General features: G+C 64.6%; 21 protein-coding genes. 6 read left to right on the top strand and 15 right to left on the bottom strand.

Translation table 11 applies throughout. The annotated features are described in order from the left end of the window. Positions 1 to 5: 5 nt before the first annotated feature. From HMP06_RS04950 to HMP06_RS04925, 6 genes are all read right to left on the bottom strand, one after another. Positions 6 to 1,184: a class I SAM-dependent RNA methyltransferase gene (locus tag HMP06_RS04950; RefSeq protein ID WP_176496101.1), complete on the bottom strand. Its 1,179-nt coding sequence runs from the start codon at positions 1,182 to 1,184 to the stop codon at positions 6 to 8. Beyond that, positions 1,181 to 2,641 (bottom strand): NAD(P)H-hydrate dehydratase, encoded by a 1,461-nt coding sequence (locus tag HMP06_RS04945; protein ID WP_176496100.1) that lies wholly within the window; start codon positions 2,639 to 2,641, stop codon positions 1,181 to 1,183. The genes HMP06_RS04950 and HMP06_RS04945 overlap by 4 nt, the downstream gene beginning before the upstream one ends. Then, the gene (locus tag HMP06_RS04940; RefSeq protein ID WP_332103022.1) at positions 2,638 to 3,036 is read right to left on the bottom strand and encodes a hypothetical protein; all 399 of its coding nucleotides are present in this window, start codon (positions 3,034 to 3,036) and stop codon (positions 2,638 to 2,640) included. Before HMP06_RS04940 ends, HMP06_RS04945 begins: the two co-directional genes overlap by 4 nt. Beyond that, positions 3,023 to 4,744: a dihydroxy-acid dehydratase gene (gene ilvD, locus HMP06_RS04935; RefSeq protein WP_176496098.1), complete on the bottom strand. Its 1,722-nt coding sequence runs from the start codon at positions 4,742 to 4,744 to the stop codon at positions 3,023 to 3,025. Before ilvD ends, HMP06_RS04940 begins: the two co-directional genes overlap by 14 nt. 276 nt (positions 4,745 to 5,020) lie before the next feature. Then, positions 5,021 to 5,845 (bottom strand): 4-(cytidine 5'-diphospho)-2-C-methyl-D-erythritol kinase, encoded by an 825-nt coding sequence (locus HMP06_RS04930; protein WP_176496097.1) that lies wholly within the window; start codon positions 5,843 to 5,845, stop codon positions 5,021 to 5,023. 241 nt (positions 5,846 to 6,086) lie between these two features. After that, on the bottom strand, positions 6,087 to 7,724 hold the full coding sequence (locus tag HMP06_RS04925) for an electron transfer flavoprotein-ubiquinone oxidoreductase (RefSeq protein ID WP_176498363.1): 1,638 nt from the start codon (positions 7,722 to 7,724) through the stop codon (positions 6,087 to 6,089). Between the two features lie 159 nt (positions 7,725 to 7,883). Between HMP06_RS04925 and HMP06_RS04920 the strand changes: the two genes are divergently transcribed. Genes HMP06_RS04920 through HMP06_RS04905 form a run of 4 tightly spaced genes read left to right on the top strand, consistent with a single transcriptional unit; the run spans position 7,884 to position 11,270 of the window. Then, positions 7,884 to 8,636, top strand: coding sequence for a uracil-DNA glycosylase (locus tag HMP06_RS04920; RefSeq protein WP_176496096.1), 753 nt, complete (start codon positions 7,884 to 7,886; stop codon positions 8,634 to 8,636). Next, positions 8,633 to 10,408, top strand: coding sequence for a lytic transglycosylase domain-containing protein (locus HMP06_RS04915; RefSeq protein WP_176496095.1), 1,776 nt, complete (start codon positions 8,633 to 8,635; stop codon positions 10,406 to 10,408). Before HMP06_RS04920 ends, HMP06_RS04915 begins: the two co-directional genes overlap by 4 nt. A 5-nt stretch (positions 10,409 to 10,413) precedes the next feature. Next, complete coding sequence (gene moaB, locus HMP06_RS04910) at positions 10,414 to 10,941, top strand: molybdenum cofactor biosynthesis protein B (protein WP_176496094.1); 528 nt, start codon at positions 10,414 to 10,416, stop codon at positions 10,939 to 10,941. Positions 10,942 to 10,943: 2 nt separating this feature from the next. Further along, the gene (locus tag HMP06_RS04905) at positions 10,944 to 11,270 is read left to right on the top strand and encodes a hypothetical protein (RefSeq protein ID WP_176496093.1); all 327 of its coding nucleotides are present in this window, start codon (positions 10,944 to 10,946) and stop codon (positions 11,268 to 11,270) included. Between the two features lie 9 nt (positions 11,271 to 11,279). Here HMP06_RS04905 and HMP06_RS04900 read toward each other — a convergent pair whose 3' ends face one another. Next, positions 11,280 to 11,618: a VOC family protein gene (locus HMP06_RS04900; RefSeq protein WP_176496092.1), complete on the bottom strand. Its 339-nt coding sequence runs from the start codon at positions 11,616 to 11,618 to the stop codon at positions 11,280 to 11,282. A gap of 56 nt (positions 11,619 to 11,674) precedes the next feature. On the opposite strand from HMP06_RS04900, the gene HMP06_RS04895 reads away from it, so the two are divergent. Then, complete coding sequence (locus HMP06_RS04895) at positions 11,675 to 12,748, top strand: PA0069 family radical SAM protein (RefSeq protein ID WP_176496091.1); 1,074 nt, start codon at positions 11,675 to 11,677, stop codon at positions 12,746 to 12,748. A gap of 62 nt (positions 12,749 to 12,810) precedes the next feature. Beyond that, positions 12,811 to 13,104: a DUF167 domain-containing protein gene (locus tag HMP06_RS04890; protein ID WP_176496090.1), complete on the top strand. Its 294-nt coding sequence runs from the start codon at positions 12,811 to 12,813 to the stop codon at positions 13,102 to 13,104. Positions 13,105 to 13,148: 44 nt separating this feature from the next. On the opposite strand, the gene HMP06_RS04885 is transcribed toward HMP06_RS04890, so the two are convergent. From HMP06_RS04885 to HMP06_RS04850, 8 genes are all read right to left on the bottom strand, one after another. After that, positions 13,149 to 13,514: a PilZ domain-containing protein gene (locus HMP06_RS04885; RefSeq protein WP_176496089.1), complete on the bottom strand. Its 366-nt coding sequence runs from the start codon at positions 13,512 to 13,514 to the stop codon at positions 13,149 to 13,151. 80 nt (positions 13,515 to 13,594) lie between these two features. Next, complete coding sequence (locus HMP06_RS04880) at positions 13,595 to 15,175, bottom strand: long-chain fatty acid--CoA ligase (RefSeq protein ID WP_176496088.1); 1,581 nt, start codon at positions 15,173 to 15,175, stop codon at positions 13,595 to 13,597. A 33-nt stretch (positions 15,176 to 15,208) separates the two neighbouring features. Further along, complete coding sequence (gene dnaE, locus HMP06_RS04875; protein WP_176496087.1) at positions 15,209 to 18,832, bottom strand: DNA polymerase III subunit alpha; 3,624 nt, start codon at positions 18,830 to 18,832, stop codon at positions 15,209 to 15,211. A 106-nt stretch (positions 18,833 to 18,938) separates the two neighbouring features. Beyond that, positions 18,939 to 19,418: a glutathione peroxidase gene (locus tag HMP06_RS04870; RefSeq protein WP_176496086.1), complete on the bottom strand. Its 480-nt coding sequence runs from the start codon at positions 19,416 to 19,418 to the stop codon at positions 18,939 to 18,941. After that, the gene (locus HMP06_RS04865) at positions 19,415 to 20,017 is read right to left on the bottom strand and encodes a GNAT family N-acetyltransferase (RefSeq protein WP_176496085.1); all 603 of its coding nucleotides are present in this window, start codon (positions 20,015 to 20,017) and stop codon (positions 19,415 to 19,417) included. The genes HMP06_RS04870 and HMP06_RS04865 overlap by 4 nt, the downstream gene beginning before the upstream one ends. Then, on the bottom strand, positions 20,014 to 20,688 hold the full coding sequence (locus HMP06_RS04860; RefSeq protein ID WP_176496084.1) for an ABC transporter ATP-binding protein: 675 nt from the start codon (positions 20,686 to 20,688) through the stop codon (positions 20,014 to 20,016). Before HMP06_RS04860 ends, HMP06_RS04865 begins: the two co-directional genes overlap by 4 nt. Then, entirely contained in the window at positions 20,681 to 21,931 is a 1,251-nt protein-coding gene (locus HMP06_RS04855) for a lipoprotein-releasing ABC transporter permease subunit (protein WP_176496083.1), read from the bottom strand. The genes HMP06_RS04860 and HMP06_RS04855 overlap by 8 nt, the downstream gene beginning before the upstream one ends. Before the next feature lie 543 nt (positions 21,932 to 22,474). Beyond that, positions 22,475 to 24,907, bottom strand: a complete 2,433-nt coding sequence (locus tag HMP06_RS04850; RefSeq protein WP_176498362.1) for a TonB-dependent receptor — start codon at positions 24,905 to 24,907, stop codon at positions 22,475 to 22,477. Positions 24,908 to 25,065 lie beyond the last annotated feature (158 nt).

The following is a 25,065-nucleotide window of genomic DNA, read 5'->3' as shown; positions in this document are numbered from 1 at the left end:
TGGCCCTAACGGCTGAAGCGTGCCGCCAGTTCGACATGCGTAGACCAGCGAAATTGGCCGACCGGTTGCACCCAATCGAGCGCATAACCAGCCTTGCACAAAATATCCGCATCGCGCGCGAAACTGCTCGGATTGCACGAGACATAGGCGATGACTGGTACTTTCGATCCGGCCAATTGCGCGACCTGTTCCTTTGCGCCAGCGCGCGGCGGATCGAGGATGATCGCCTGAAAGCGATCACATTCCGCGGCCGTCAACGGGCGGCGGAACAGGTCGCGGTGCTCGGCGAAAACGGTGCGGCCTGCGCGCGACGCTCCGGACTGCAGCGCGAGGATCGCGTCCCGCCCGGCCTCTGCCGCATAGACCTTGCCCGGCAGCGAAAGCGCGAAGGTGCCGAGGCCCGAGAAAAGATCGGCGCAGAGCGTCGCGCCGCTGATCGCCTCGCGCACGGCAGTAACCAACGCGCCCTCGCCCTCGCGCGTGGCTTGCAGGAACGATCCGGCCGGGAACGGCACCGCCACGCCGCCAAGCGTGATCGTCGTGCCTTCGGGCTCCCAGCGCGTCTCCGGGCCGATTCCGTCATCGATCGCCAGCCGGGCAATGCCGTTAGCCCCGCAGAAGGCGGTGATCGCCTCGACCGCGGCCAGGCTATCGGTGATCTTTCCCTCGATCAGCACATCGACCCCCTGGTCGAGTTCCGTGAGGTGCAGCCGCGCCCGGCCCTTTAACACTCGCGCGAACAGTTTGCGGAGCGGCGCGATCAGCGCGAACAGGCCCGGCGTCAGGATCCAGCATTCCCGCAGATCGACGATCGCGTGGCTCGCGCCTTCGCTGAAGCCGAGCGTGACGGTGCCGCCCTTGGACTCGGCGTGTAGCGCGGCGCGGCGACGAGTGCGCGGCGGGGAGAGCGCGGGCGAGCGGATCGGCGCGGTCAGCCCCTGCGCGGCGAGTGCTCCCGAAATACGGTCGGTGAGGAAGGCCGAATAGCTCTCGTCGTCGAGATGCTGAAGCTGGCACCCGCCACAGTTCGGAAAGTGGCGGCATGGCGGCGTCTGGTGATGCGGGCCCGGAAGAACGGTGTTGTCGGGGCTCAGCGTGTCCCCCGGCGCCGCGAAGGCCGCGTGGCGTCCGTCAGCGGTCACCCCCTCCCCGCGCGCGGCGACGCGGACGATCAGATCGGTCATAATGCGGCTCGTACCTTCGAAAGTTCGCGCGCGAGGTCGTCGGCGATGAACGCCCCGCCGAGGCGACGCGCGGCCTCGGCGTGCATCCAGACGGCGGCTTCGGCCGCCCCAAGGACGGAGCCGAACAGCATAGCGCCGACCACCCCGGCCAGCACGTCGCCGGTGCCGGCGGTGGACAACCATGCGCTGCTCGCCAATGCGACATTGGTGTGGCCGTTTGGGTGGGCAATGACGGTATCGGGCCCCTTGAACACTAATGTCGCGCCGCAATGCCGGGCGGCGGCGCGTGCGGCTTCAATTTTGGATCCGCTCCAGTCGCCGAACAGCGCCTTGAACTCGCCTGCGTGCGGCGTGAGGATCACGCGCCGGTCACGGTCCTGCACGGTCGCGCGGCGGCGGAATATTTCGAAATGGCGCTCCTCCAGCAGATGGAGCGCGTCGCCATCGATGACGATCGGTCGGTCACAGGCGATGGCGGCGTCGAGTTTCTCGACGGCGCGATCGTCCCGTCCCAAACCGGGGCCGATCACGATCGCGACCTTGGGTTTACCCGCGATGGCCTGGGTCAGCGTCTCGACCGACCAATCGCGGCGCACGATGGCATGCGGCATATCAGCCACCGGATCGGCGAGCAGCAGGCCATAGCCAGCGCCCGACCGCATCGCGGACTGGACCGCCAGCGCAGCGGCACCCGGCATAACGCCACCGATCACCACCACCATGCCGCGCGTGTATTTGTGCGCCCAGGCCTGTGGGGCGAGCAAATGCGGACGCGCGATCGTCTCGTCCGGGCTGACATGCTCGCGCGGCGATCCGATCTCGTCGAGACCCAGGCCGATATCGATCAGCCGGACTGCCCCGCACAAACTGGCCGAGGGTTGCAGGACGTGCGCTGGCTTGAGCGCGCCGAGTGCGAGGGTCAGGCTGTATTCGGGGAGTTGTAGCGGGTTGAGCTCCGCACCCGTATCGGTGTCTACACCGCTGGGGAGATCGACCGCGACGGATAGGTGCGCGCACTGGACCAGCGCGTCGATGGTACGTGCAACGTCATCATCGAGCGGGCGGGACAGGCCAGTGCCGAACACCGCATCCACCACCACCGGCGCGAGGACATGTTCGTCCGGCAGGGCGTCGGGAAAGGGCTCGACCGCCTCGCCCCATGCCGCCCGCGCAGCCATCGCGGCCTCGGTCTTCGGCGTGCCCAACGCCGCGACCCGAACCTCCACCCCATTGGCGCGTAACAACCGCGCCGCGACATAGCCGTCACCGCCATTATTGCCCGGCCCGCACAGCACCAGCACCCGGCTTCCCGCCGCCAGCCGACGCACGGCCTCCGCCGCGCCACCGCCTGCGCGCTCCATCAGGCTTTCGACGCTCGCACCGTCGGCAATCGCGCGCGCTTCCGCCGCGCGCATCCGAGCGGCGGTCAGGATCGGTTGGCCCTCGATCGGCTTCACGACGCTTTCGCAGGCTTGCCCTTGACCGTGGCGGGCAGGCGGTAGCGGTCTCCGCCCAGCGCTACTTCGATCTCGCCCGTGCCGATGACGGTGACCGTCACACGCTCCGCGCCATCGGCAGCGACCACGCCGCGCCCGTCCTTGGTGACCAGCAAGCGGTGGAACGCGCCGTCGGGATGGCGCACCGTTAGGATCAGCCCGGCATCGCTATCGGCGCGGTCGATCGTGCAGGTGCGCGCGAAATCGGCCGATCCGCGCTGCGCGCAGACGATCTTGCCACTATCATCCTGCGTCTTGCGCTGCTCCGCTTCAACCTTGGCGAGCATCGCCGTATCGGTGCGCTGTTCGCCGCACGCGGCCAAGGCCAGCAGCAGGACTGCGCTAGATATCCGCATAGACATGAGTTTCGGCCGCTGCTCCCGGGTGCGTGACCGCCCCCTTATAGGCGGGGCCGACCGTCTGGGAATAGCGCCACAATGCGCCCGACTGGTAATCGTTGGTGCGTCGGACCCAGGCGGCGCGGCGTGCGGCGAGAATTGCCTCGGGAACATCGAGGTCAATCGTGCCGACCTCGGCATCGATCCGGATCGTGTCGCCATCCACGATCAGCGCGATCGGCCCGCCATCGGCTGCCTCGGGCCCGACATGGCCGATGCAGAAGCCGCGCGTCGCACCCGAAAAGCGCCCGTCGGTGATGAGCGCGACCTTCTCGCCAAGGCCGAGGCCGTAGAGCGCCGCGGTGGTCGAGAGCATCTCGCGCATGCCAGGCCCGCCCTTTGGCCCTTCGTAGCGGATCACGATCACTTCGCCCTCGTTGATCGACCGCGCCTCGACCGCGGCGAAGCAATCCTCCTCGCAATCAAACACGCGCGCCGGGCCGGTGAATTGCAGCCGGTGCATCCCCGCGACCTTGACGATCGCGCCATCGGGCGCGAGCGACCCGCGCAGGCCCACCACGCCGCCGGTCGGGCTGATCGGTGTCTTCACGTCGTAAATGACCTTCTGATCGGGGTTCCAAGTGACCTGATCGATATTTTCGCCGAGCGTCTTGCCGGTGACGGTCAGGCAATTGCCGTCGAGGAAGCCGCCGCCCAGCATCGTCTTCATCAGCATGTAGACGCCGCCCGCCTCATACATGTCCTTCGCGACATATTGCCCACCGGGTTTGAGATCGGCGATGTAAGGCGTTGATTTGAAAGCATCTGCTACGTCGAACAGGTCGAACTCGATGCCCGCCTCGCTCGCCATTGCGGGCAGATGCAGCGCAGCATTGGTCGATCCGCCGGTGGCCGCGACGACGCGCGCGGCGTTGATGAAGGCCGCGCGCGTGCAAATGTCGCGCGGGCGGATGTTGCGTTCGAGCAACTCCATCACCTGATACCCTGCTGCGACAGCAATCTGTTCACGCGTCGAATAGGGTGCGGGCACCATGTTGCTGTTCGGCAAGGACAAACCGATCGCTTCGCCGACGCATGCCATAGTATTGGCGGTAAACTGCCCGCCGCACGCACCGTGGCCGGGACACGCGACTTTTTCCATCTCGTGCAATTCGCTGATCGGGCACGTTCCCGCCGCAAAGCGCCCGACCATTTCGAACACATCGACGACGGTGATGTCCTTATCCTCGAACCGGCCCGGCAGGATCGATCCGCCATAGACGAAGATGCTCGGGATATTGAGCCGTAGCATCGACATCATCATGCCGGGCAGCGATTTGTCGCAACCCGCAAAGCCGACCAGCGCATCGTAGCAATGCCCGCGCACCGACAGCTCGACCGAATCGGCGATCACTTCGCGGCTGACGAGCGAGGATTTCATCCCCTGATGCCCCATCGCGATGCCGTCGGTGACGGTGATCGTGTTGAAGCGGCGCGGCATGCCGCCATTCTGGATCACGCCCGCCCGTGCGGCATCGGCCTGCACGTCGAGCAGCGTGTTGCACGGCGCGCTGTCGTTGCCGGCGCTGGCGAGCGCAACGAACGGCCGGCCGATCTCCTCCTCGGTCAGGCCCATCGCATAATAATAGCTGCGATGCGGGGCGCGTTCGGGGCCGACCGACACGTGGCGGCTGGGCAAGCGGGATTTGTCGAAGCGATTGGTCATGGCGACAGCCTATGTCGCCAAAGCGCGATTCGGCGCAAGTCTGTTGCGATATTGCGTGAAATCGGGGTCGTATTTAGGTGTGGGGACGACGAAGTTTCCCTCGTCGTCCCGCAGTTTGGATGGCGCGCGGGGGGACCGTGGACCATCGACGAGCGCTCCGCTGGGGGCGGCGGACTCGTTCGGGTCCGAACACAGCAAGAGCGGGGCCAATGGCGGATTTCCGGCGTTTTCACACGAACACGCCGACATCGCATCCCGCAGCGGGACGCAAAAGTGTTACGCGAGTCGCGTTTCGAGACACCACCAACCGGGTTGCGTCGCGCGAATGCGCGCGGCGGCGGCGACACGATCCGGCACGTTGGCATACAGTGCGAAGCATGTCGCGCCCGAGCCCGACATCCGCGCGAGGATCGGCGCACCTTCCCCCAGCAGCGTCAGTACATCATCGATCACGGGTGCGAGGCGGCGCGCGGGCGCTTCCAGATCGTTGCGCCCGGCAAGCGCGAGCGACAAGGCATCGCCATCGGGCATTGCGCCACGATCGACCCCATCCCATGCCTTGAATACCGCGGCGGTCGATACCGCGACGCCAGGATTGACCAGCAGCGTGGCCATCCCGGTTGGGCCATCCAGGGGATAGAGCCGTTCGCCCCGCCCTTCCCCCAGCGCGGTGCGCCCGAGCAGACAGGCCGGAATATCCGATCCGAGCGTGGCGGCGATCTCGAACAGCCGTGGGTCGTCGATCGGAACGGCGTTCGCCTTGGCCAGCGCGCGGAGCGCCGCCGCCGCATCGGCCGAGCCGCCGCCGATGCCCGAGGCGACAGGGAGGTGTTTGTCGAGGGTGAAGGCACCGGTTTCGGGCTTGTCGAACGCCACCGCAAAGGCACGCGCGGCGCGGAGGATGAGGTTGTCACCCTCCCCGCTAAGCCCTGCGGCGAACGGTCCAGTTACGGCAAGCGACAGTGGCCCCGGCGCGAGCGTCACCGTGTCGCCGTCGCGCACGAAGGCGAACAGCGTTTCGAGCTCGTGATAACCGTCGGCGCGGCGCGCACGGACGTGAAGCGCGAGGTTGATCTTGGCTGGGGCGGGTTCGGTGATCATGCTGCTCTGACGTCCCAACGCACCACCCCGGCGAAGGCCGGGGCCCAATAGCGGGCGGGTTGATGGCGAGGACAGCGCTTCATTACGGCAACCTTCGCAACTGGGCCCCGGCCTTCGCCGGAGAAGGATTGATGGCGAGGAGCGCCGCGGCGAAGCCGCGTCGTCGGACGGGGCTGCTAGCCCCGCCGGCCGGACGCGCCTTGAGGCTTGGCGCAGCTTCGCTGCACCTTTGCCCGGCGCGTCACATATTCGGGTAATTCGGCCCGCCGCCGCCCTCGGGCACCACCCAATTGATGTTCTGCGTCGGGTCCTTGATGTCGCACGTCTTGCAGTGGACGCAGTTCTGCGCGTTGATCACGAACTTAGGATCACCCGTTTCCTCGCCGACGATTTCGTACACGCCCGCCGGACAATAGCGCTGCGCCGGTTCGTCATACATCGGCAGATTGTATTTTACCGGAATGTCCGGGTCCTTCAGCGTCAGATGGACCGGCTGATCCTCCTCATGATTGGTGTTCGAAATGAACACCGAGGAGAGGCGGTCGAAGGTCAGCACGCCGTCGGGCTTGGGATACTCGATCTTGCGCGCCTGATCCTTGCGCCACAGGCTTTCATGGTCGGGATGGTGCTTCATCGTGAAGGGCATCTTCAGCCCGAAATATTCGAGCCACATGACGATGCCCGACAGCATCGTGCCCAGTACCTCGCCGAATTGCTTGACCAGCGGCACGACGTTGCGGACGATCGAAAGCTCTTTGTACAGCCAAGACGCCTCGAACGCCTTGGGATAGGCGGTGAGTTCGTCATGCTGGCGCTGCGACAGGATCGCGTCGGCGGCGGCCTCTGCCGCCATGATGCCCGATTTCATTGCGCCATGCGTGCCCTTCAGGCGCGGCACATTGAGGAACCCGGCCGAACAGCCGATCAGCGCCCCGCCGGGGAACACCAGCTTCGGAATGGATTGCAGCCCACCGTCGTTGATCGCGCGCGCGCCGTAGGACACGCGCTTGCCGCCCTTGAGGATCGACGCGATTTCCGGATGCGTCTTCCAACGCTGCATTTCGTGGAACGGCGACAGATGCGGGTTCGAGTAATTGAGCCACGTCACGAAGCCAAGGCTGACCTGACCATTGGCCTGATGGTACAGCCACGATCCGCCATTCGCATCGTCGCCGAGCGGCCAGCCTTGCGTGTGGATGACGCGGCCCGGGCTGTGCAGCGCGGGATCGATGTCCCACAATTCCTTGATGCCGATGCCGTAGACCTGCGGTTGCGCATCCTTGGCGAGATCGAAGGTGCGGATCAGTTGCTTGCTCAAATGCCCGCGCACACCCTCCCCGAGGAAGGTGTATTTGGCGTGAATTTCCAGTCCCGGCGTGTAATCCGGCTTGTGCGTCCCGTCGCGCGCCACGCCCATGTCCCCGGTCGCAACGCCTTTGACCGAGCCATCGTCATTGTAGAGAATCTCGGCCGCGGCAAAGCCCGGGAAAATCTCTACGCCCAGCTCTTCAGCCTGCGTCGCGAGCCAGCGACACAAATTACCCAAGCTGCCGGTGTAAGTGCCCTTATTGTGCATGAACGGAGGCATGATGAAATGCGGCAGGGTGAATTTGCGCTTCGCCGTCAGGACCCAGTGCAGATTCTCGGTGACCGGCACCTCGGCGAGCGGACAGCCCTTCTCGCGCCAGTCGGGGATCAGTTCGTCGAGCGATTTCGGATCGATCACCGCGCCCGACAGGATATGCGCGCCGACTTCGGAACCCTTTTCAAGCACGCAGACCGACAGCTCGGCGTCCTTCTCGGCCGCCAATTGTTTCAGCCGGATCGCCGCCGACAGGCCCGCCGGGCCAGCTCCCACGATGACCACATCATAGGGCATGGATTCACGCTGGTTCTCACCGCCAGATTCAGTGCTGCTCACGTCTCGTCTCCACCGGGGACGCCGCGTGCGCATACTCGTCGCGTGCGCGGCACGTCCTGTCCATCTGCGCGTGCCAGCGAATTGACCTTCGCGTCAACATGCTAGCTTAAGAGAGATATGGGGGCTGATCAGAATTTCGACTGGCAATTGGCGGCCGCGAGCGCGCTCGAATGGTGGCGCGACGCCGGCGTCGACACGCTGGTGGATGAAGGGCCGCGCGACTGGACCGCTGCACCCCCAGCACCTCCGGAGCCACCCAAACGCCGCAGCGGCGCGCAAGCCGTAACGGAAGTCGTCGTCGCGGCCTTGCCCGAGACGCTCGCCGAATTCACCGCATGGCGCTCCGGCCCCGATGCGCCCGAAGCGGGATGGTCAGGCACGCCGATCGCGGCGAGCGGGGATCCCAGCGCGGATATCATGATTCTGGTTGATCTGCCCGACCGCGACGACAGCGATTCGGGCGGGTTGCTCAGCGGTCCGGCGGGGCGATTGTTCGACCGGATGTTTGCCGCGATCGGTCAAAGCCGCGAGTCGGTCTACCTCGCGCCGATGTGCAGCGTACGCCCACTGTCGGGCCGAATTGCGCCGGAAATCGAAGCGCGACTGGTCGAGGTCGCACGCCATCACGTGGCGTTGGTTTCACCCAAGCGCTTGCTCGTGCTGGGAAATGCGCCGAGCCGTGCGTTGACCGGGGTGGATGTGGCGCGGGCACGCGGAAGTTTACACGCGATTAACCTAGACTGTCGGAAGACCATAGCGACGGTCGATGTGGTGGCCAGTTTCCATCCGCGCCTGTTGCTCGAACGGCCCGCCGAAAAGGCCCGTGCCTGGAAGGACTTACAGATGCTGATCGCAGGATTGCGCGCATGAAGCTGACAATCGCCGGTGTGGCTGCTTTGGCCCTTGCCCTACCGGTCGCCGCGCATGCCGCAGGCGAACCGCCCGCCTCGGTTCAGGCCGCCCCACGCGACATCATCCCGCCGCAGCTCGATCCCGAACAGCGCGCCGGATATCGCGCGATCTTTTCGAACATCCGCGAGCAGAAATGGCAGGACGCGCAATTGCAGCTTACCGCGCTCAAGCCCGGTCCGCTGCATGCGATCGCGCTAGCCGAGATCCTGACCGCCAAGGGATCGCCCAAGGCCGAGCTCGATCCGCTCGCCAAGTTGCTCGCCGAGGCGCCCGAATTGCCGCAGGCACGCCAGATTTTCACGATGGCGGCCTCGCGCGGCGGCGTCGGCCTGCCCCCATTGCCCGAGGCGCGCGCGCTAACCTGGATCGACGGTGCCCCGGCGCGCAAGCGTGCCAAGAGTATCGGCAATGGCGACATGATCGCGGTCGAACTGGCGCTGAAGATGCAGCCGTTCATCAAGGCCGACAGTGGCAGCGACGCGCAAGGCTTGCTCGAATCGACGCAGGGGCTTTCGCCTGAATCGATCACCGAATGGCAACGCAAAATCGCGTGGATGTATTTCCTCGCCGGCGACGACAATAATGCGCGGGCGATGGCGGCAAAGGCGGCGAGCGGATCAAGCGACTTCGCGGTCGAGGCGGTGTGGGTCGGCGCACTGGCGGCGTGGCGGCAGCACGACTGTTCGGCGGCCGGCACGGCGTTCGAAACGGTGGCCGCACGCGCACGCGACACCGATCTGCGCGCGGCGGGCCTGTATTGGGCGGCGCGTGCCGACATGCAGTGTGCACGGCCCGACCGGGTCGAGGGCCGCCTCAAGACCGCAGCGCAATATCGCGAGACGTTCTACGGACTGCTGTCGCGTCAGGCGCTCGGCATCAAGGATGCGGCCACGCGCCCGTCCGCCGCGTCGATCACGGGCGACTGGCTGACACTGTCGCGCCGTCCCAACGTCCGCGTTGCGGCGGCACTTGCCGAAATCGGCGAGAATGCGCTGGCCGACGAAGTGGTCAAGCAACAGGCGCGGATCGGCGATCCGTCGGAATATCCCGCTTTGGTGCGGCTGACGTCAGCACTCGATCTGCCGAGCACCGTGGTGTGGCTGTCACATAACGGCCCGGTCGGCGCGACACCGCCGGTCGAATCGCGCTTCCCCGCGCCGAACTGGACTCCCGATGGCGGCTGGCGCGTCGATAAGGCATTGGTATTCGCCCACACGCTACAGGAATCGCGCTTCCGCACCGATGTGGTGAGCCCGGCCGGCGCGTTCGGCCTGATGCAGGTGATGCCGCGCGCCGCGACCGACATTGCGCGCAAGCAAGGCCGCAGCTTCGATCGCAGCGCGCTCGCCCGGCCCGGCACCAACTTCGAGGTCGGCCAAAGCTATCTTGAGCAGCTCCGCGACCAGCATTGCACCGACGGCCTGCTGCCCAAGGTGATCGCCGCGTACAATGCCGGACCGGGCCCGGTCGAGGCATGGAATGCGGTCGCGCGCGATGGCGGCGATCCTTTGCTCTACATCGAATCGATTCCGTATTGGGAAACGCGCGGCTACGTCACCACGGTGCTGCGCAATTACTGGATGTACGAAGCGCAGACCGGCAAACCTGCGTCGGTCAGCCGGGCGGCGCTGTCGCAAGGTTTGTGGCCGCGCTTTCCGGGTCTGCCGGGGGCGACATCGGTCCGGCTCACGGCGCATCCACGCGGACAATCGCTCGCCAGTGTGAACTGATTACGGTGCCGATCGACCAAAGTGCCGTTTTGCTGCCGGTGCGGATCGCGGTGCTGACTGTGTCCGACACGCGCGGGCTGGCCGAGGATCGTTCGGGCGACACGCTGGTCGCACGGCTAACCGACGCGGGCCACGTTCTGGCGGCGCGCGAGATCGTTCGCGACGACGTGGCGTTGATCGTCGGCACGCTGCACCGCTGGATCGACGATCCAGAGGTGGATTGCATCATCACCACCGGCGGCACCGGCGTAACCGGCCGCGACGTAACGCCCGAAGCGATCGAGCAGGTCGCCGACAAGCTGATCCCCGGCTTCGGCGAACTGTTTCGCTGGCTCAGCTTCCAGACGATCGGCACGTCCACCGTCCAGTCGCGCGCCTGCGCCTGCGTGACGCGCGGCACCTATATCTTTGCGCTTCCCGGATCGACCGGCGCAGTGAAGGATGGCTGGGACGGCATCTTGGCGAGCCAACTCGACAGCCGCCACAAGCCCTGCAACTTCGTCGAACTAATGCCGCGCTTGCGGGAGCGGTAAGCATGCCCACGCCGGTGCCGCAGACCGGCCGACGCTGGATCACCGGCTGCGCGATGGTCCTCGGTGCGCTTGCCCTATTTGGCGCGGGGATCCTGCTGGGCCGTCAGAATGGAGGCGCCGACCGACCCACAGAACCGTCACGCGCGGCCTCCCGCCCGTCGGCCAAAGCCCTCGTCCGCAACGTCTTTTCGCCGACCGTCGTAGCCGACCCGTATGTCCTGGACGAGCAGCGCAAAGTGGCCGACGCGCTCGACCGGTCGTGTCGGCTACAAAACGACCATTGCGACACCGCCCGAAAGGCGCGCGCCTATCTCGACTCGCGCAGGTAGACGCCGCGATCAACCATCGGCCTGCATCACGGCCAATTCATGCCCCGCGACATCACGAAAATGGAAGCGCCGCCCGCCTGGGAAAGCGAAGATCGGTACGGTGATTTCGCCACCTGCGGCGCGAACCTTCGCTTCGACCGCCTCGAGATCGTCGACGTCGATCACCGGGAGCAGCTGTGCAGTCCACTGCGTCGCGTCGCCATTGATGCCCATGTCGGTGTCGCCGCTCGTCGTGGCGCTATAGTCGGGGCCGAAATCGGTAAAGTCCCAACCAAAAGCCAGGGCGTAAAACGCCCGCGTTCCGGGCACGTCGCGTACCGGAAGCTCGACATAGTTGAAACGCGCCATCGTTATCCTCCCCTAATGTTCTTGGTCCGTTCTTATTGTTGCGCTAGTGTTTGTCAATGGCCGACAAACGTCCCCAACGCGGCGCGACGCTCAATCGTGCGAGCGACCGCTTCAAGCTGCCCGAACGCGCGGCGGATGGCGACTGGCTCGACGATCAGGGCGTGATCGACGGTGAGCCACTGCGCCTGCGCACCACCGTCACGGTCGAGCGCGCGCGCACGATCATCAGTCGCAACACATCCCCTGACATCGGATTCGATCGTTCGATCAACCCGTATCGCGGGTGCGAGCATGGCTGCATCTATTGCTTCGCGCGGCCCAGCCACGCGTTTCATGATCTCTCGCCGGGGCTCGATTTCGAGAGCACGCTGTTCGCCAAGCCGGATGCCGCCGCCTTGCTACGCACCGAACTGGCGAAGCCGGGGTATAGCGCGCTACCGATCGCGTTCGGCACCAACACCGATCCGTATCAGCCGATCGAGGCCGACTGGCGCATCACGCGCGGCTGCATCGAAGTCCTCAGCGAGACCAACCATCCGCTGACGATCACGACGAAATCCGATCGTGTCGTGCAGGATATCGACTTGCTTGCACCAATGGCGGCGAAGGGGCTGGCGGCGGTAGCAATGTCGATCACCTCGCTCGATCCGCGGATCGCGATGACGCTGGAGCCGCGAGCCCCTGCGCCGGAGAAGCGGCTGGCGGCGGTGCGGAAGCTGGTGGCGGCGGGCATTCCGACGCATGTGTCGATCGCGCCGGTGATCCCGGCGATTACCGATCACGAAATCGAACATCTGGTCGAACGGGCGGCGGAGGCGGGGGCGCGGTCGGTGTCCTTCATTCCGGTACGCCTGCCATGGGAAGTGGCGCCGCTATTCCGTGCCTGGCTGGACGAACATTTTCCCGACCGTGCGGCAAAGGTTATGGCGATCATCGCCTCGGTCCGCGACGGTCGCGACAATGATCCCGGTTTCTTCACCCGCATGCGCGGCAGCGGGCCATGGGCCGATTTGCTCCGCACGCGTTTTCACATCGCGTGCCGCAAACATGGCTTGAATCAGGAACGCATCACGCTGCGCAGCGATCTGTTCCGGCCACCGGCGGGTCCCCAAGGCGAATTGTTTCTCTGAAGCCCGGTCTTATTTGCACCGCAGGATTCGGCGTCCGGCCGCAAGGTTGCTAGGGCATCGGCATGAGCCGCATGAGAACCGCCCTGACGCCGCGCGCGGATCTCGAACGCTTGATCGACGCGCAGGGATATCTGACGATCCGTGCGACACCCAATGCGGCGGCGAACGAAGTTCGCTTGCCTGCCCCAGGAGCGGCGGGCGGGGTGAACCTGCGCACCACCGCGACGCCCGAAGACGGCAAGGCCAATGACGCGGTGCTGGCGTTGTTGGCGAAGGCGCTGGGCTGCCCGCGCTCGGCGCTTACGATCGTGCGGGGGGCGACCGCGCGCAACAAGGTCATTCACGTCGCGCGCTGAACGCGCCGGTGACGCTCCCGCCCGCACACAACCGGGCCGCCTATTTACGCGCGGAACATCGCGATTTCGGGGAGCGCGGGGACGAAACCATAAATTGCGACGAGCTGATCCAGCACCGCTTCGAACAACGGCTCGTCGAACGCGCAACCGGCGTGGTAATCGTCGGACCAGACGATACGGGCGCGGCGCGCTGGTTGTCCCGGCAACGTCAGCATGACGACCGAGTGCGGCGCCAGCGCCTGATAGGTTTCCAGCCGTGCACCTGCGATCGACAGGTCGGATACGCGACAAACGGACCGTATCCCGTCGTCGCCGACCCGCCCCGGCATTTGCACTTCCGATCGCGCGACACCGCGCCGGGCACCCGCCTTCACTGCGCTTGGGACCAGCGAAATCTGCACCGAGAACATCAAATCACTCCGACTTTATGCCGGTCGGGATAGGGCGTGATCGGTTAACGGGGCGGTGACCGAACGATCATCAATTAGTATCAGGCGGTCAGCACATGATCCTTGAAGCGGGCGCGCAGCTCAGTCTTGAGCAGCTTGCCGGTCGCCGTGTGCGGCAGTTCGTCGACGAAGACGATCTCGTCGGGCAACCACCATTTCGCGACATGCTGGGTCAGGTGCGCGGTGATATCCGCCGGCGTGACCGCGCTGTCGGGCTTGCGTACGACGATCAGGATCGGCCGCTCATCCCATTTGGGGTGATAGATTCCGATCGCCGCCGCCTCCGCCACACCGGGACAGCCGATTGCGGCATTCTCGAGGTCGACCGAGGAAATCCATTCGCCGCCCGATTTGATCACGTCCTTCGCTCGGTCGGTGATCTGCATCGTGCCGTCGGTGTGGAGAACCGCCACGTCACCCGTGTCGAACCATTGGTCGGCATCGACCGCATCGGCATCGCCACGGAAATAGCGTTTGACGACCCACGGCCCGCGCACCTGCAGCCGCCCCGAGCTCGTTCCGTCGCGGGGCAGTACGACATTCTCGTCGTTCACGACCTGTAGCTCGATCCCGAACGGAATTTGTCCCTGCTTGCCGACATGGTCGAGCTTGGCGTCGTGGCTCATTTCCTCCCATTCTGGCGGCGGGAAGCCGGCGGTGCCGATCGGTGAGGTTTCGGTCATGCCCCACAGATGCTTGACCGTGACGCCCATCCCCATGATCCGCTCGATCATCGCGCGCGGTGCTGCGGACCCACCGATCGTCACCTGCTCGAGGAAACGCGGCGCTTCGCCGGTCGCGTCGATATGGCCGAACATCGCCAGCCAAACCGTCGGCACGCCGGCGGTGTGCGTGACCTTTTCCTGGTTCATCAGGCGGCACAGTACCGCCGCATCGTTGACCTGCGCATAGACGCATTTCGCGCCCGACAGCGCGCAGGCGAAGGGCAGCCCCCAGGATGCGGCGTGGAACATCGGCACCACGGGCAGCACCACCGCACTCGGGCTGAGATTGAAGATCCACGGCGCGACTTCGGCCATCGCGTGGATCACGGTGGAGCGGTGCTCGTACAACACGCCCTTCGGGTTGCCGGTCGTGCCGCTGGTGTAACACAGCATGCAGGGGTCACGTTCTGGCCCCTCGACCCAGGCATAATCGCCGGTTTCAGCAGCGATCACCTCTTCGAACTGACCGTCATCGAAACAAATATAATGATCGATGCTGCTCCACTGCGGCTTTAGTCGATCGACCAGCGGCTGGAATTGCTTGTCGTACAGCAGAACGCGGTCTTCGGCATGGTTGGCGATATAGACGAGCTGCTCGTCAAACAGACGCGGGTTGATCGTGTGGATCACCCCGCCCATCCCGATCGCGCCGTACCATGCGACGAGGTGGCGGGCATGGTTCATCGCCAGCGTCGCCACCCGATCACCCGGCTTCAGCCCAAGCTTTTCAAGCGTCTGCGCCAATTTCTTCGCATCGCGTGCGATCCCGGCCCAATCGGTGCGGGTCTCGGTTCCATCGGCCCAATAGGTAACGATTTCGCGTTTGCCATGTTCACGCGCGGCGTGATCCAGCAAACGCGGCACCCGCAATTCGAAATCCTGCATTCCGCCGAGCATTGTCACTCCCTCGCCATGTGGTGGCGGGGCGACTTACCCCACCAGTGCCAGCCGCGCTTCGGCGGTTCTCAGCACTACGTTCGAAACACCCTGCAAGTCTTCGATCCGCGCGGCAAGTTCTCCGTCGAGGAGAAAGTCCCGTCCGAGCAAGATTCGGGCGGTCTTGCCGGGCGCGATCGGCACCGTCGCCCACACTTCACCGCGTGCTCCCCGCGTATCGGCCAGCATCGCGGCGAGCGCTGCCATGGCGGCGGGCGTCCCTACGCTGAGCTCGACACAGAAACGCGCATTGCTGGCGAGCGCTTCGAACGGCTGGATCCGCTTGACCGTCACGCGCGGCGTTTCCTCGCCCGGGCGCCGGTCGAGTTCGACCGTGACCAGGCCACACCCGCCGTTGCGCGCCGCTTCTTCCAGGTCGGCAGCGACCGCATCGTCGAAACATGTCGCGACAAACTGGCCCGATTGATCGGACAGCGTCGCCATCAGATAGCGTTTCCCGCGCGCCGAGGTCCGCCACTTCGCATCCTCGACCAGCGCCGCCATCGTCGCCCCGGCGCGGCTGCCATCGTCGGGAATGTTCAACTCGCCGAGCGTCGCGTAACTGCGCGCGCCGTGCAGCTTGGCGAGATGGCTGTGGCGGTCGACCGGGTGCGCGGAGAAATAGAAGCCGAACGCCTCGCGCTCCTGCTCCATCCGCTGCGCCATCGTCCACGGTGCCGATTTCGGCAGCTTGATCGGCGGCTCGGCCGCCTCGGGCGTACCGAACAGGCCACCCTGCCCGCTCGTTTTCTGCTCGGTGATCCGCGCCGCGGTCGCCAGGATCGTCTCGGCGCAGCCGAAGATCCCGGCGCGATTGTCATCGAGCGCATCGAACGCCCCCGCCGCCGCCAGCGTTTCGAGCTGGCGCTTGTTCATCATGCGCGGATCGACCCGACGCGCGAGATCGTCGATCGAGCTGAAGTGCCCATGGTCATCGCGCTCCGCGACGAGCTTTTCCATCGCCCCCTCACCCACCGATTTCAGCGCAGCGAGCGCGTAGCGCACCGCGAGGCCGTCGGCGGATTCCTCGACCGAAAAGTCCGCGCCGCTCCGGTTGAGATCGGGTGCGAGGATCGTGACGCCAAGCCGCCGCATGTCGTCGACGAAGACGCCGAGCTTGTCGGTAAGGCCGGAATCGAAGCACATCGATGCGGCATAGAATTCGTGCGGATGGTGCGCCTTCAACCACGCCGTCTGATACGCCAGCAACGCATAGGCGGCGGCGTGCGATTTGTTGAAACCGTAGCCGGCGAATTTGTCGATCAAATCGAACAACTCGTTGGCCTTGGCCTCGGCAATGCCGTTGACCGTCTTGCAGCCCTCGACGAACCCGGCGCGTTGCGCGTCCATCTCGGACTTGACCTTCTTGCCCATCGCGCGGCGCAGCAAATCGGCGCCGCCCAGGCTGAATCCGGCCAGCACCTGCGCCGCCTGCATCACCTGTTCCTGATAGACGAACACGCCGTAGGTTTCAGACAATATCCCTTCGAGTAGGGGATGCGGATAGGTAATGTCCTCCTGCCCGTTCTTACGCCTGCCGAACATCGGGATATTGTCCATCGGGCCCGGGCGGTAGAGCGAAACGAGCGCGATGATATCGCCGAAATTGCTCGGCCGGACGGCGGCCAGCGTGCGCCGCATCCCCTCCGATTCGAGCTGGAACACGCCGACCGTGTCGCCCTTTTGCAGGAGCTTGTAGACGCCCTCATCATCCCATTCGAGCGCGTCCAGATCGATCACCACGCCGCGGCTGGCGAGCAGATCGAGCGCTTTTTTGAGCACCGACAGCGTCTTCAGCCCGAGAAAATCGAACTTCACCAGCCCCGCGCCCTCGACATATTTCATGTCGAATTGCGTGACGGGCATATCTGAACGCGGATCGCGGTAGAGCGGGACCAGATCGGCGAGCGGACGATCGCCGATCACCACACCCGCCGCGTGGGTCGAGCTGTGGCGCGGCAAGCCTTCCAGCTTCATCGCCAAGTCGAGCAGATGCCGCACGCCGCTATTGGTCTTATATTCGCTGTGCAGTTCGGACACGCCATCGATCGCGCGTTTCAGCGTCCATGGGTCGGTCGGATGGTTCGGGATCAGCTTGGCAAGCCGGTCGATCTGGCCATAGCCCATCTGCAGCACGCGGCCGGTGTCCTTGAGCACTGCGCGCGCTTTCAGTTTCCCGAAGGTGATGATCTGCGCGACCTGGTCGGTGCCATATTTCGCCTGCACGTAGCGAATGACTTCGCCGCGCCTGGTTTCGCAGAAATCGATATCGAAATCGGGCATCGACACGCGTTCGGGGTTGAGGAAGCGTTCGAACAGCAGCCCCAATTTCATCGGGTCGAGATCGGTGATCGTCAACGACCAGGCGACGACCGAGCCTGCGCCGGAGCCACGGCCCGGGCCGACCGGAATGTCATGATCCTTCGCCCATTTAATGAAATCGGCGACGATCAGGAAGTAGCCGGGGAAGCCCATCTGGATGATGACGTCGAGTTCGAAATCGAGGCGGGTACGGTAGGCATCGAATCCATCGCGGATTGCCCCGTCTACCGAAGTGGCCCCACTTTCCGTTCGTGCTGAGCTTGTCGAAGCATTGCTCGCCACATGCGCGCGGTCGGCTTGCTGCACCGGCCCTTCGACAAGCTCAGGGCGAACGGAGGTTGGGATCACGAAACGGTTCAATTCTTTGATCCGCTTGATGCGCGCCTCCAACCCCGCATGCGCATCCGCCCGCAGCTTCGCCGCCTCCGCCGTCGGATCGCCCGCCAAGCTCGGCAGGATCGGCGCGCGCTTGGGTGCTGCGACGCCGCAGCGCTGCGCGACGATCAGCGTATTTGCGATCGCCTCGGGCAAATCCGCGAACAGATCGCGCATCGTCTTGGCCGGTTTCATCCACGCATCGGGGGAACTGCGCGGGCGGTCCTCGGTGGCGATGTAGGTCGAGCTGGCAATGCACAGCAAAGCATCATGCGCCTCGCTGAAATCCTCCTCGGCGAAGCAGCACGGGTTGGTCGCGACCAGCGGCAGATCGCGCGCATAAGCGAGGTCGAGCAGCGCCCCCTCGGCCTTGCCTTCGATCTCATCGAGCCGCCGCGTAAGCTCGATATAAAGCCGGTCGGGGAACAACGCCTGCAACCGATCGGCATAAGCCTGCGCCCGATCAGGCTGATCCTCGGCAAACAACCGCGCGAGGCCCCCTTCCCTACCTGCGGTCAGGGCGATCAGGCCGTCGGTGCGCCCGGCAAGCGAAGCGAAATCGACATGCGGCGCAAGATCGAGTGGGCGACTGAGATGCGCCATCGACACGAGCGCGCACAGATTTTGATACCCCGCCTCATCCTGCGCATAGAGCGCAATCCAGTCGAGCACCGGGGTCGCGGTCTCGGGCATATCGGGCCGGCACACGCCCAGCATCGTGCCGATCACCGGCTGCACCCCTGCCGCGCGCGCCGCGTCCGAAAACGCCATCGCGGCGTACAGCCCATTGCGATCGGTCAGCGCGGCAGCGGGGAAACCGAGCTCCTGCGCGCGCTTGGCGATGGCCTTGGGCTCGATCGCGCCATCGAGCATGGTGTAGGACGAGAAGATGCGGAGGGGCACGAAGCCGGAATGGGGCATCGCGGTACTATGGGGCGTGTGTCGAATTCAGGGAAGCCGGTGACTCACAAAATGCGGTGGATATCGTCAACCCCGCGGTAAGAAGAGCGCTCCCGTGGAGACGAAACTATAGCAGCTTCGCGATATCCGCCGTGATGTCCTCTGGCTTGGTCGTCGGCGCGTACCGCTCGACCACTTTCCCGTCCTTGCCGACCAGGAATTTAGTGAAGTTCCACTTGATCCCTTCGGTGCCGAGGAAACCGGGGGCCTGCTTCTTCAACTCCACGAACAGCGGGTCGGCGTTCGATCCGTTGACATCGACCTTTGCGAACATCGGGAAGGTCACGTCGTAGGTAAGCGAGCAGAAATTGGCGATTTCGGCGGCATCGCCCGGTTCCTGCGCACCGAACTGGTTACACGGAAAGCCGAGCACTTCGAACGGTTGCCCGGCGAAATTGCGGTGCAACGCCTCCAGCCCCTCATATTGGGGGGTAAAGCCGCATTTCGAGGCGGTGTTGACGATCAGCAGGACCTTGCCCGCATAAGCGGACAGATCGGCAGGCGTGCCATCGGCGGCCTTTACGGTCAGATCGGTAATCGCGGTCATTGTCCGTCCCCCTCATGGCGCGACAGCAGGAAATGCAGGTTCTGCCGCACGCCCGGCCATTCGCTGGCGATGATCGAATAGACCACAAGATCGCGGACGCGGCCATCCATCACTTGATGGCTGCGCAACACGCCGTCGCGCTTGGCGCCGAGCCGTTCGATCGCGGCTTGCGAGCGTTTGTTGAACCAGTCGGTACGGATCTGCACGACATTGCAGCCCATCGCCTCGAAAGCGTGGGTCAGCAGCAGCAGCTTGGCCTCGGTGTTCACGCCGCTGCGCTGCACCGATTTGGCGTAGAACGTCCCGCCGATCTCGAGCCGCTTGTGCGGTGTGCTCATCCGCATGTAGCGGGTGAGGCCGACAAGCTTGCCGTCGGGCGTCTCGACCGCAAACGGCATCGCCCGCCCGAAATCGCGCTCCTTGAAGGTGGCGGCCATGAAGGCGTCGGGGTCGTTGAGACCCGCGACGTTGGTGAAAAATAGGTCGGTCAACCCGCCCTCCGCCGCCGCCGCGATCAGCGCATCTCGATCGGCGTGGACGAGCGGGCGGAGCGCGACGTGCTGCCCGACGAGCGTGGGTTGATGATCCCACGCGGTCAAGCCAACCGCCCTTCGTGCAACCGCACGACGCGGTCCATCTTCAGCGCCATGCGTTCGTTGTGCGTCGCGATCAGTGCGGCCGAGCCTTCGCCGCGGACCAAGCGGAGGAACTCGGCCAACACCACGTCGGCGGTCGCCTCGTCGAGGTTGCCGGTGGGTTCGTCCGCCAGCACCAGTGCCGGCCGGTTGGCGAGCGCGCGGGCGACCGCGACGCGTTGTTGTTCGCCACCCGAAAGCTGGCTCGGGCGGTGGGTCAGGCGGTGGCCGAGGCCGAGCGCCGTGAGCAACTCGCCCGCGCGTTCGCTCGCCTGCGCGCGCGTGGCGTCGCGGATCAGCATCGGCAGCTCGACATTCTCGCTCGCGTTGAAATCGGGCAGCAGGTGGTGGAATTGATAGACGAAGCCGAGCTTGTCACGGCGCACCCGTGTGCGACCATCGGCGTTTAGCCGTGCGGCTTCCTCGCCGGCGATCTTGATCGATCCGCCGAACCCGCCTTCGAGGAGCCCGACTGCTTGCAACAGCGTCGATTTGCCCGAGCCCGACGGGCCAAGCAACGCGACGATCTCGCCGGGGCCGACATGCAGGTCGAGTCCGCGCAGCACTTCGATCGTTTCGCCGCCTTGGCTGAAGCTGCGCGTCAAGCCGGTGACGTCGAGGACGGAATTAGTCATAACGCAGCACCTGAACCGGATCAGTGCTCGCCGCCTTAAACGCGGGGTAGAGCGTCGCGAGGAAGGTCAGCAGCAGCGCGATCAGGACGATCGCGACCACTTCGACCGGATTGGTCTTGGACGGCAACTCGCTCAGGAAGCGCACTTGCGGGTCCCAAATGTTCTGGCCGCTGATCCGCTGGACAAGATCGACCACGCCCTGCCGGAAGGTCAGCGCGATGGCGGCGAGGATCAGCCCGAGCACGATGCCGAGCGATCCGATCGTCGTGCCGACAGTCATGAAGATGCGCAGCAAGCCATTCCGCGACGCGCCCATCGTCCGCAGGATCGCGATGTCACGGGTCTTGGCGCGCACCAGCATGATCAGCGAAGATGCGATGTTGAACGCCGCGACCAGGATGATCAGGCTGAGCAGGCAGAACATCACGACGCGCTCGACGCTCAACGCCTCGAACAATTGCGCGTTCATCATGCGCCAGTCCTGCACGACGCCGCGATTGCCGATCTTGTCGGACAGCGGGGCCAGAATCTGGCCGACGCGGTCAGGGTCAGTGGTCTGTAGCTCGATCATCCCGACCGAATCGCCGAGCATCAGCAGCGTCTGCGCGTCCTCCATCGGCATAATGAGGTAGATCTTATCATAGTCCGACACGCCAATCGTGAAGATCGCGCCGACCGTATATTGAACAATGCGGGGGACGGTGCCGAACGGCGTCGTCTGGCCTTGCGGGCTGATCAGCGAAATCTGGCTACCGACGACAGCGCCGAGCGCATCGGCGAGGCCCGATCCGATTGCGATCCGCCCGCTGCCCGGCGTCAGCGACGCGAGCGAACCCATCACCACCTTGCTGCCGATCGTCTTGTTGGTGCGGATGTCGGCGACGCGCATCCCGCGCAGCAACACGCCTTCGACGCGGCCGTTATAGGTGGTCATGAGGGGCTGCTCGATCAGCGGGGTCGCGCTGGTCACCCCTTTGGTGGCCTCGGCCAGCTTGGCTATGTCGCGCCAATCGCGCATCTGGCCGCCATACGCCTGCACCACGGCATGGCCGTTGAGCCCGACGATCTTGTCGAACAATTCGGCGCGGAAGCCGTTCATCACGCTCATCGTGACGACCAATGCGAAGACGCCGAGCGTCACCGCACCAAGGCTGAAGGCAGCGACGATCAGGATGAACGCCTCGCCCTTACCGGGCAAAAGATAGCGCCGGGCGATCATGCGTTCGTAGCGGGACAGGATCATGCCCCGCGCCTTAAGGTTCAAACCCGATCGCGGCAATGCCCGTCATCACCTGCCGGGTGGCAGCTGCGTGGTGCGCAATCGTTGCTGGCGTGTTGCGCAATCGCCACAGCAGCGCCGCAATCGGTTCGCCCCGGCCATATTCCCGATGACAAGCGGCGCAAGCGCACTTAACACTTTTGTCACTGACACACAGGCAACGGCCGTGGTTCGGGGAATGCTTTCAGCGCCGCCTGTTAGGCTGGATGCGGAAGCGAAATTGGGGGCTGACGAGCGATCGTCACGCAGGCGTCCGGGTCGGAAACGACCCGGACGTTTGCATTTGGGCGAAGGAGCGCACGCTGTGCGCCGGTCTGCGCAGCAGATCGCCCAAACCGGACGGCAAACGCGCCAGCGATCCGGCCGACGGCGGCTTTGCAGACCGGTGCTTCCCGCCGACCAAAACAGACGCCGGCAAAGCCGTCGTCGATCGGGCGACGTGTCGCCCGTCGGCCGATCGAGGCGACGCGCGGTGCGCGGTGCGCACCGGCGCGGACGTCGCCTCGATCAAAAGTTCTTCGAAAGCGTCACCCCGTAGGTCCGCGGATCACCCGGCTGCCCAACGATCAACCCGGTGCTGCCCGACTGGGTCGATAGCAGCTCGAAATACTCCTGATCGAAGGCGTTGCGGACCCAGCCGAAGACATTGAAGTCCTTCTTCCGATAGCCGGCTCGAAAATTCGAAAGCGCATAGCCATCGATCCACGTATAAGCCGACGGCGACGGGTTGGACGAGAAGCTGGTGCGATAGCTGCCGTCATAGCCGACATAGATTTGTCCGTCCTTGCCGCCAACGGGCAGGCTATATTCGCCGCCATAGGACAGGGACCATTTAGAAATGCCCGGCAGACGCTGGCCGGAAATGTCGCAGACGACCGGACTGAGCGCGCCGGGCACTCCGGCGGGGCCGGGCGTACCGGTCGTGACGGTCCCGCCCGAAAGCTCGGGCGGGCACGGCGCGTTGGTGAAGCGCTTGTAGATCGCGTCGGTATAGGCTCCGTTGAAGTAGAGATTTACCCGCTTGCTCGGGCGGAAACTCGAGTCGAACTCGAACCCGCGCGAGCGGACCTTGCCGGCATTGGCGAGATAGCCCCGGATCACGGTCAATTGGCCGTTGTTCACGGTCGCCTGATAATCGCCGATCTCGGTCCAGAATGCCGCCACGTTGAGGGTCAAGCGACGATCGAGAAATTGCGTTTTCAGGCCCAGTTCGAAGGCATCGACCTTCTCGGGCTTCACGGTCTGCGTGGTCAGGTCGACCGCCGTGCCCGCTGCATTCAGCGGCAAGCCGGACAGATTGATCCCGCCCGATTTGAAGCTCTTCGCATAGGTCGCAAAGCCATGAACGTCGGGCGTAAAATCATAGGATAAGGTGATATCGCCAGAGACGTTCCACGCGCTGAAGCGGGGCGAATAGCTCTGCGGGGCAAGCGTCGCCGCCTGATCCGCATTCAACGTCGTGCTGCCGCTGCCCGTGGTGACGACCGAGACATATGAACCGCTCTTTTTGTCATAATTGACGCGCAAGCCCGGCTGGACGTGGAAATTCGAGAACGCCTCCCAATTCAGCTTCCCGAACACGGCAAAGCTCGTGTTGTCGAAGCGGATCGTGTTGGTCGAGGTCAGGCCGTTCAGAACCGCAGGGTTAGTAGCGTTGCAGGGGAGTGTCGCGGCGGCGATGCAGTTGGGGTTCAGCAGATAGCGGCTCGCCGCCGGGCCCTGTATTTGCGACCCCTGCGTGTTGATGCGTTGGTTGAAGAAGAAGGCACCGACCGTATAATCGAGCCGGTTTTTGCCGGCCGAGGCCAGCCGAACCTCCTGCGAATATTGCCGCTGCTGCGACGGATTCTGCGACACGGTCGTGATCGGCAACCCAATGAAATCGCGATCATTGGCCGGCTGCCAATCCCAATAGCGCCACGCACTGACCGAGGTCAGCGTGGCAGGCCCCAGATCCCAATTGGCGACGAGCGAGGCACCGCCAATTTCCTGACGCGAGTTGATCTTGGCATCGAGATCGATCACGCGGTCGAACGGGTTCAGGCTTGGCGGGGTGTAGCCGAAAGCCGCCGCCAAGGCCGGGTATTGGCGGTTGAGCGGCCGCTGCGTCGTGCCGACACGCGCATAATATTGCACGCAGCACAGCGGGTTCTGCACGTTGAAGTCGCCCGACAGTGTCAGATCAAGGGCATCGGTTGCTTTCCACAACAATTGCCCGCGAAAGCCCAGATTGCGCTGGCGATGCAGGTCGGTGTTGCTCGCGATGTCGTAGATCGTCCCATGACGTGTGGTCGCCGAACTCGACAGCCGCACCGCGAGCGTGTCGGTGATCGGGCCGGAGACCGACGCCTTCGCCTGAACAAAATCGTGATTTCCGTACGTCACCTCACCGCGCGCTTCGGCCGTGAAGCTCGGTGCCCGGGTGGTGATGTTGAGAGCGCCCGAGGTGGTATTCTTGCCGTACAAGGTTCCCTGCGGCCCGCGCAGCACCTCGACGCGATCGACGTCTACGAAATCGAACGTCGAAGCGCCGATGCGGCCGATATAGACGCCGTCGACATAAAAGCCCACGCCTTGCTCGATCCCATCATTGGTGAGACCGAACGGCGCGCCGAGACCGCGAATGTTGATCGCCGAATTGCGCGGGTTGCTCGAATAGAATTGCAGGGACGGAATCTGCTGCTGCACGCGATTGACGTTGAAAGCACCGCTGTCAGACAGGGATTTGCCGCTGAGCACGGACAGTGAGATCGGTACGGTCTGCTGCGTCTCCGCACGTCGGCGCGCCGTAACCACGATATCGCCGGAAGTCGGCGCGCCGGGCGTCGCCTGCGCCTCCGCAGCGGCCGGGGTAGGATCCGCCGCCGGTGGGTCCGACGGTGCCGGAACACCGGCGAGCGTGGTGGAAGCAAGCAGAAGTCCAGACAGGTGCGCGAGCATGACAATCCCCTTGGTCGGGGCCATCCCCCCGGAGTAACCTATAATGCCTACCATTTCGGGGGATTATCACCGTGAGGGATTCTTTAGGACGCAAAAGCCGGACTTTAGGCCTGCGGAAATCTGCCATTTCACCTCTTGAACCAACGATGAAACGAACC

This window comes from Sphingomonas sp. HMP6 (assembly GCF_013374095.1).
In the GTDB taxonomy this organism is placed as follows: Bacteria; Pseudomonadota; Alphaproteobacteria; order Sphingomonadales; family Sphingomonadaceae; genus Sphingomonas.
This window is presented reverse-complemented; position numbering and strand designations above follow the sequence as displayed.